Here is a 6872-nt window from a genome sequence, read left to right on the forward strand (position 1 = left end):
GCGGGAGCCATCGGGGAGGCGCGCGTCGCAGATCGGGCTGGATTCGTCGACGCGGCGGCCAACCTGGCTGACGATGCGCTGGCAGATGTTGAGGAGCTGCTGGTTGTCACGAAAGCGGATGCCGGTCTGTTCGACCTTGCCGTTGACCTCGATGTAGACGTTCCTGGAGCCGTTGACCATGATGTCGGCGATGTCGTCGCGGGCGAGCAGCGGCTCGAGCGGCCCATAGCCGAGCACGTCGTTGCAGATGTCCTCGAGCAGCTCTTCCTGCTCGGCGATCGTCATTGCGAAGTTCTTGATCGCGATGATGTCGTTGACGATATCGCGGATTTCCTCGCGCGCACTTTCAGGATCAAGCTTGGAAAGCTGCGACAGATCTATGGTGTCGATGAGTGCGGAGAAGACCTGGCTCTTGGTATCGTAATAGGTTTCGCTTTTTTCGCGCTGTGCCCGCTTCGGCTCAGGCGCCAATGGCGGTGCCTCGACCGCACGGCGCGCCGGCGGCGCGACAGGCGCGCTTGGCGCCGCGGGCCGTGTCAGAACCGCCGTGTCCACGGAACCTGCAGCCGGCGGCGCAACAGGCGCCGGTGCTGGCTGGCGAAATTCCGGCGTGAACCGGTTGCCGTCGTCGCTGCCTCTTTTACCAAACATGATCGACTACCGATTCCACTGCTGAAGCGTCACTTCTTGTTGCGCGAGAGCTTGCCGAGCAGGCTGCCGAGCCCGGCCTTCTTCCTGATCTTGATTTCGCTGCGCCCGGTCAGCACATGCGCCATTTCGTTGATCATTGCGACGATCGGGTTCTTGGCATCCATTTCGCCAAGCATGCGTCCGTTGTTGGCAGCATTGCCGAACAGCAATGGATCAAAAGCAATGACCGACATTGGCGACAGACCGAGCGGCTCGGCGAAATCGGCCGGCGAAATCTCCGGGCGTTTCGGGACGCCGGCCTGGTTGATGATAAGCTTGGGCGGCGGATCATTGGGACGAAGCCGCTTGAGCATATCGATGAGGTTCTTGGTGTTGCGCAGATTGGCAAGTTCCGGTGTCGCGGTGATGACGATCTCGTCGGCCTTGACCAAGGTGTTCTTGGTCCAGCCCGTCCAGGCATGGGGGACGTCGAGCACCAGAAGCGGCACGCTGCGCTGGGCGGTGTCGATGAGCTGAACGAAGGCCTCTGGATCGAAATCATAGACCCGTTCGAGCGTCGAAGGCGCCGCCAGCAGCGACAGATGCTCGGCGCACTGGGTCAGCAGCCGGTCGAGATAGACTTCATCGATGCGTTCCGGTGAAAACACCGCCTCGGCAATGCCTTGCGCCGGATCCTGGTCGAAATTGATGTTGGCGGTGCCGAAAGCCAGATCGAGATCAGCGACGACCACTTCGGATTTGAACAGGGAGGACATCGCCCAAGCCACATTGTGGGCGATCGTGGAGGAGCCGACACCGCCCTTGGCGCCGACGAAGGCGATCGAGCGGCCGAGCGGCTCGGCTTCCGGATCGATGAAAATCGACGACACCACGCTGACGATGTCGGCCATCGAGACCGGAGCGATCACATATTCGGAAATGCCGTTGCGGATGAGTTCCCGGTAGAGGCCGACATCATTGTAGTGGCCGATCACCACCACCTTCGACGTCGGATCGCAATATTCCGAAAGCTGGGCGAGTTGTTCCAGCAATTGCTTGGGCTCGCTGCGCGATTCCAGCAGGATCAGATTGGGCGTCGGCGCCGATTGGTAGAATTCGATGGCAGTGGGAACACCGCCCATGTGGACCTTGAGATGCGCCTTCGTCATGCGACGGTCCTCGCCGGCGCGCTCGACCGGGTTGGCAACACCCTCGGTCTCGCAGAATGCCTGGATCGAGATGCGCGGGATCGGCCGCAACGCCTGCATCGCGGCGATGTCCTGCTGCGAGGTATCGCTGCCGTCCACCGGGGCGTCGTAGGCAAGGTTGCTCATCGTCATGCTCTCTCCCGTGGCCTGTTCTATCCGAGATTTGCGGCTCAGTACGTCACTTCCGAATTGCCGAGGAACTCTTCCGAAATGCCTCTCTTTTGGTAAACATCGATGGCTTGGCTACGATTTGCCGGATCAATATTGGCAGATTTACGCGGGCCGAGCAGGTCGGCGGGATTGGCCATCTGGGCGGCAAGATTGTTCTGATAGGAGCAGCCGAAGTCGGCATAGTGCTTGTTCTCCGATGTCTCCATAAGATCTTCGGGCCAGCGGCCGCACTTATCGGTCTGGGCTTTCACCGAGATATAAGCAACGCGAATCGGGGCAGAGGCTTCGGCGGAGGCGGACTGATAGGAGGTCACGACAATCCGATTGCGCTTGATGCCGCTGGCAACCGCCAGCCGGGCGAAATCGCGGGCCGCCGTGGTCGCGGCGACCTCGTTGGCCGATCCGCTCGGGACCTGGATCGTCAGCGTCGGGGCGGCACTTCTGTCATAGCCATCCAGGAAGCCAAGAAGCGTATCGCGCTGGGAGCCGGTCATGCCGCGGTCACCGGCGCCGACAGGCAGGTCGATCTTCTGATTCTTCTCGGCGATGACGATCGGATGGTTGGTGCGGTAATCGTCCGGAATGGCGCCGACCGTGATGCTGTCGCGCTGGGCGCAGCCGGCGAGCAGCGCCGCCACCGCAACCGCCAGGACAGGAACGGCTCGCCGGCAGACCCGTGAACGGCCGAGACGGGTCGTTGCGGCGATGGTGCTTGCCTTCAATGCTGACTGAGACATGTCCGCTTCCCCGCTTACTTGTAGATGAAGCCGACAACGCCGTGGTAGCGGCCATTGGGCTTGTCGGTCTGCATGGTGCCGTAGACGCGATTGACGCGGCCAAGGAACATGCCGGCGCCATCGCTGGCGGCGTTGAAATTGTCGTCCGGCTTGGCAAGGTCGTTGCGCGCCACCGGCTTAACCAGATAGGGCGTGATGATGATGACGAGCTCGGTCTCGTTTCGCACGAAATCCCTGCTGCGGAAGAGCGCGCCAAGCACCGGGATCTTTGTCAATCCAGGCAATCCGTTGACGGCTTGCCTGACATCGTCGCGAACCAGGCCGGCGATCATCATGGAGCCACCGGATGGCAATTCCACCGTTGTGTCGGCAAGGCGCTTGCGCAGCGACAGGGCATTCATGCCGGGACTCGTCACGCCTGAGGAGAACGATACGGATCCCTCGGTTGTCGGCTCGGAAACCGACGTCCTGACTTTCAAACTTATGCGGCCGGGAGACAACACAACCGGCTGGAATTCCAGGCCGATGCCGTACTCGATCTTTTCGACGCTGTAGGTCTTCAGGCCGGTCTGGTTGTCTTGCGATACATTTGCCGAGACACCCGTGACCATATTGTATTCACCGCCGACCTTGAAGGTTGCCTTCTCGCCCGACACAGCCGTCAAGGTCGGCTCGGCCAAGGTCTTCATCACCCCGGACTGCTCCATAGCGTTCACATAAGCCTGCAGTCCTGAAGCGCCGATTTGAAAGCCGGAATTCGACAGCTGTTTGCCGAGACCCGTGAAGTTGTCGCTGATTGCGCCGTAACTAATGCCGTTGCTGCCGCCGCTGCCAACCATGTTGACGCCGAGCTGCTTCATCACCGAGCGGCTGACTTCGGCGACCGTGACCTTCAGCGTGACCTGGTCGTCGCCAATGATCTGGATCAGGTTGACGATCTGGCTGGTGCGGCGCTCCTGGTCCGGATTGTTGATGTCGACACCGCTCTGGGCCGAGCCGCCAGCCGCGGTCTGCGAATATTGTCCCGTCGTCGCTTCACCACCCGACACGAACATGTTCGCCAACTGTTCGGCGCGCTTGGCATCCAGGGGGGTATCCACGGTTCCTGTGAGAACGACGTTGTCGTTCAGCAGTTCCACCTTGACAGCCGACGTCGGCAGGAAGCGCCTGATATAATCTTCAAGGCCGGCAACGTCGCGTTCGACGGCCAGGTCCAGGCTGACGATCTGCTCGCCATTGGGGCCGAAGACAAAGATGTTCGTCTCGCCGACCGCCTTGCCGAACAGATAGATGCGCCTTGCGGTGCGGGTCACCGCATCGGCAACCGCCGGATTGGCGACGAGAATGTCATAGGCATCGCTCGGCAGGTCGATGACCACCGACTTGTTGAGGCCGAGCTTGACGCGCTGGGTGGCCGTCGATGCCGTGACCTGCGCGTTCTTTGCCTCGACGACGCTGCCTTGCACATTCGTTCCGACGAGCAGCAGGCCGAATGCCGCGGCTACGATTGCCGGCAGTTTGCCACCTAGCTTCATTTCCTTGCTCCCACTTCGGAAACTTCGCCCGACTTGATCAGCCTCACCGTTCCCCTGCGGCCATTGCCGGAAACGAGATAGTCGGCCTCACCCACATTCTTTTCCTGCGTGTCCGCGACCGCCCGCAGCGCCAGGGTCAGGCGATCCGCCATCTGCTGGGCGACGGTGATAATCTCCGCCTGCTTGGGCGTCAGTTCCAGCGTGGCGGTCTGGCCCACCCTGGTCTTCTTGCCTTCCTCGTCCTCCTGAATGGTCTGGTCGATGGCCAGGACGCGGATGTTCTTGAGGATGGTCTCGGTGTTGAAGCCGGCGGCACCGCTGGCGGCATCGGCCCTGCGGGTCATGATGACGTCGACGAAATCGTTGGGAAGAATGAAGCCGCCGGCCGACGTGTCGGCCGAGATGGCCGTGGCGACCGCCCGCATGCCGGAAGGCAGGATCGACGACATGAAGCTCTGCCCCTCCCCGATCAGCTTGGAACGCCGCAGCGGCTCTCCGGCATACATCGCCACACGGGCAATGGAACCCTTCAGCTTGTCCAGCGCCTCGGGCTCGGCGGTGCGGGTGATGAAATTCGCGTTGACGCCGTCGGCGGGCCAGGATTGCCAGGCGATGTTGTTTTGGATCGGGCTGCCCATCGGAACGTCGCCTGAAAGCACAAGCACATCCTGGAGTGCCACTGCCGGGGCCTGGGGAGCGGAATCAACGACGACCTGGGGCGGCGGTGCCACCATGTTCTTCGCGACATAGCCAGCGCCACCCGCCGCGGCCACCGCCACGCTCAGAATTATCAATCGCGATGCTGGCATCTGTCCGAACCCTTGCCCTGGCAAACCACGTAGCCAAGCCGGACTTTGCAGCGGCAATCGTCAAAACAAGGTTAATGTAATGCTTACGATCGTGATTAATTTAACGTTTACATAAATTAGCCGGACTATAGCCGGACCGGCCAAAACAGCCGGGCCGACCCCGTTGAGAACGGGGTCTCGGCAATGCTGACAGACAATAAAATAATATCGTGGTCAGGCCGCCAGCCTGGCCAGCGCCCATATCATCAAAGGCGAGTCCGGATAGGTCAGCAACCCGCCAAGGCCGAGCGCGACGCCATAGGGAACGCCTTTTGCCTCGTCGGCGAAATGGCGCAGAAACGGATTTTGGCCGGTAACGGCCGCAAGCATCGACTTCCGGTAGAGGATGATCGCGAGCGTCAGCAGGCCGCCGATGATTGTCGAGGCGACAAGATACTCCACGAGATTGACATTGAGGCCCATCCACATCGCGGTTGCGGCCAGAAGCTTGGCGTCGCCGCCGCCCATGCCGCCTATTGCAAACAGGCCGAACGTCACGGCCAGGACCAGGGCGCCGGCGGCGAAATGTCCGCCATAGGCCGCCCAGTCCATGCCTGTAAGGGGCGCGACCAGCGCGAAAACGACGACGAGCAGCACCGGCACGCGGTTGGCGATCGTCATCGACAGCATGTCGGAGATCGCGGCAAACAGCATGCAGAACGGAAAGACGACGAAGATCAGGGCTTCAAGCATCGGCGCCACGCCTATTGTCCGATTTTATTGGGCTCAATCTAAGATATGTTCGATTAACGATTGATGAGGCCAGGAACGAAAAGACGACCTATATTGGCAGCGGCATAAAAAAGGCCGCCACGCGGCGGCCCTTTTCCAGAAAATGCGATGCAAGTGCTCGGCGATAAGCCGATCAGCTGCCGGTCGGCGCGTTGTTCAGGGTGCTGCCAATGTTGGTGAACTTGGCATTCAGCGCATTGCCGAGCGTGCCGGCGCCAGTGATGATGGCGAGCGCGATGAGAGCGGCGATCAGACCATATTCGATAGCGGTCGCGCCGGATTCGTCCTTCACAAAACGTGCGATGAGATTAGACATTCGAGAGCTCCTACTCCACGTGTTACAGCACTTCCGTCAACTTCTGTGATGGTTGATCGGATGCTGCCAATCTAGGGAGAAGCTCTTTCGATCGGCTTAAGAAACAGCCTTACCGATTCCTTTCCCGGTTCGAACATATTGCGTGGTTAACTTCGGGCTAAAGTACCGCCGCGCCTTCCAGTCCCAGGTTTGGCAGGCTTGCGCCCCGACTGGACCGCGCCTCGCGGGGCGCCCTTATCGGCCATTGCAGGATTGGCAACATCGCAGGCTTAACCGTTGGTTCACCAATCTCGTTCATGTTCCGTTGATCAGTCCGCCTGCGTGGAGCGCCTCAATGGCCCAGCCGAGATCGTCAATCCTGATTGCCGCGCTTCTTGCCGTCTCGAGCTTCGTCGCGCCCGCCATGGCCGGCGCCGGCATCGAGGTCACGATGAACCAGGCCAAGATCGTCAAACTGTCGCGTCCCGCAGACACCATCGTGGTCGGCAACCCGGCAATCGCCGACGCTTCCGTGCAGGACGCTTCGACGATCGTGCTCACCGGCAAAGGTTTCGGCGTCACCAATCTGGTCGTGCTCGATACCGACGGCAGTCCCATCGTCGATGAGCAGGTTACCGTCGTGCGGCAGGCTGCTTCGTCGGTGCGCATCTATCGGCGTGCCGAAATCCAGACGATGTCCTGCACGCCGTATTGCG

General features: G+C 60.8%; 7 protein-coding genes and 1 pseudogene. 1 reads left to right on the forward strand and 7 read right to left on the reverse strand.

Annotated features, from left to right (window positions below; all coding sequences use genetic code 11):
- From EN991_RS17345 to EN991_RS17375, 7 genes and pseudogenes are all read right to left on the reverse strand, one after another.
- Positions 1 to 651, reverse strand: a pseudogene (locus EN991_RS17345) (ATPase, T2SS/T4P/T4SS family); the annotation flags it as partial.
- 29 nt (positions 652 to 680) lie between these two features.
- Positions 681 to 1970, reverse strand: a complete 1290-nt coding sequence (locus EN991_RS17350; RefSeq protein WP_013533681.1) for a CpaE family protein — start codon at positions 1968 to 1970, stop codon at positions 681 to 683.
- A 38-nt stretch (positions 1971 to 2008) separates the two neighbouring features.
- Positions 2009 to 2746, reverse strand: coding sequence for a pilus assembly protein CpaD (locus tag EN991_RS17355; protein ID WP_013533682.1), 738 nt, complete (start codon positions 2744 to 2746; stop codon positions 2009 to 2011).
- 14 nt (positions 2747 to 2760) lie between these two features.
- Entirely contained in the window at positions 2761 to 4281 is a 1521-nt protein-coding gene (locus EN991_RS17360) for a type II and III secretion system protein family protein (RefSeq protein ID WP_013533683.1), read from the reverse strand.
- Positions 4278 to 5090, reverse strand: coding sequence for a Flp pilus assembly protein CpaB (cpaB, locus tag EN991_RS17365; RefSeq protein WP_013533684.1), 813 nt, complete (start codon positions 5088 to 5090; stop codon positions 4278 to 4280). Before cpaB ends, EN991_RS17360 begins: the two co-directional genes overlap by 4 nt.
- A 213-nt stretch (positions 5091 to 5303) precedes the next feature.
- Entirely contained in the window at positions 5304 to 5822 is a 519-nt protein-coding gene (locus EN991_RS17370) for a prepilin peptidase (protein WP_013533685.1), read from the reverse strand.
- 172 nt (positions 5823 to 5994) lie between these two features.
- The gene (locus tag EN991_RS17375; protein WP_013533686.1) at positions 5995 to 6177 is read right to left on the reverse strand and encodes a Flp family type IVb pilin; all 183 of its coding nucleotides are present in this window, start codon (positions 6175 to 6177) and stop codon (positions 5995 to 5997) included.
- A 334-nt stretch (positions 6178 to 6511) separates the two neighbouring features.
- On the opposite strand from EN991_RS17375, the gene EN991_RS17380 reads away from it, so the two are divergent.
- A partial coding sequence (locus tag EN991_RS17380) for a pilus assembly protein N-terminal domain-containing protein (RefSeq protein ID WP_127369203.1) occupies positions 6512 to 6872 on the forward strand: 361 nt, incomplete at its 3' end.

This window comes from Mesorhizobium sp. M7A.F.Ca.US.005.03.2.1 (assembly GCF_003997795.1).
Classification (GTDB): Bacteria; Pseudomonadota; Alphaproteobacteria; order Rhizobiales; family Rhizobiaceae; genus Mesorhizobium; species Mesorhizobium ciceri.